Origin of the sequence: Vibrio sp. Vb1755 (assembly GCF_033338635.1) — a bacterium.
GTDB classification, from domain to species: Bacteria; Pseudomonadota; Gammaproteobacteria; order Enterobacterales; family Vibrionaceae; genus Vibrio; species Vibrio alginolyticus.
Genome location: NZ_JAWOTA010000386.1, coordinates 1 through 1,016 on the forward strand (window position 1 = coordinate 1; position 1,016 = coordinate 1,016).

At 42.3% G+C, this 1,016-nt stretch carries 1 protein-coding gene and 1 pseudogene; one reads left to right on the forward strand and one right to left on the reverse strand.

Annotation, left to right across the window (positions count from 1 at the left end; translation table 11 throughout):
* The first annotated feature begins 118 nt into the window (after positions 1 to 118).
* Positions 119 to 370 (forward strand): ubiquinone biosynthesis accessory factor UbiK, encoded by a 252-nt coding sequence (gene ubiK / locus R7E00_RS25320; protein WP_005487540.1) that lies wholly within the window; start codon positions 119 to 121, stop codon positions 368 to 370.
* A 183-nt stretch (positions 371 to 553) separates the two neighbouring features.
* On the opposite strand, the pseudogene R7E00_RS25325 reads toward ubiK, so the two are convergent.
* Positions 554 to 1,016, reverse strand: a pseudogene (locus R7E00_RS25325) (ketol-acid reductoisomerase); the annotation flags it as partial.

Genomic DNA, 1,016 nt, shown 5'->3' on the forward strand with positions numbered 1-1,016 from the left:
AGAAAAAGGTCACTTCGGTGGCCTTTTTTATTGCTGCTCTCTTTTTTACCATCTAAATGGCGACTTTCCCGTATCATTTACTTAGAATGTCGGCAAATCAAAAGGAGTTTTAGCCACTATGTTTGACCCAAAGAAATTAGAGCAAATTGCTAAACAAATTCATGACTCAATGCCAGCACCAGTAAAAGAGCTAGGCGCAGACGTTGATCAAAAAGTTCGCCAAGTAATCCAAGGCCAACTAAATAAGCTAGATGTAGTAAGCCGCGAAGAATTTGATGTTCAAACTCAAGTTTTACTACGCACGCGTCAAAAGCTGACGGAAATGGAAAAGAAATTAGCCGAGCTTGAAGAAAAGCTAGCTGATAAATAAGCCCCTAAACGCTCCTTCGACAGGAGCGTTTTTCTTATCAGCACATGGACAAATCGACTAAAAACGAAAAGGCTTGGTCAACGGAGACCAAGCCTTTTAATTAGATGTCGTGTTTTTTGTATTTATCGACTCCAATCTGTCTGGAGTTCATTTAATATCTTCAATGCTGTACAGCGAAGAGAATTAGCCACCAACCGCGATGCGCTTCATATCCGTCATATAGCCACGTAGTTCTTCGCCAATGTATTCCACTGGGTGGTTACGGATAGTCTCGTTCACTGCGATAAGAGTCGCGTTATCCACTTGGTTAGACGTTTCACCTAGGCCTTTGCCAATAACATCTGTACCAACAGAAGGCATGAATTTCTCACGTAATAAAGGCGTTGCTACGTTAGCAAATAGGTAGTTACCGTATTCAGCCGTATCAGAGATAACCACGTTCATCTCATATAGACGCTTACGTGCGATAGTATTAGCAATCAACGGAAGTTCATGTAGAGACTCGTAGTACGCTGATTCATCGATGATTCCAGAAGCTGTCATCGCTTCAAATGCCAGTTCAACCCCAGCACGAACCATTGCAATCATTAGAATGCCGTTGTCGAAGTACTCTTGCTCAGAGATCTCAACGTCCGTTTCTGGGTAA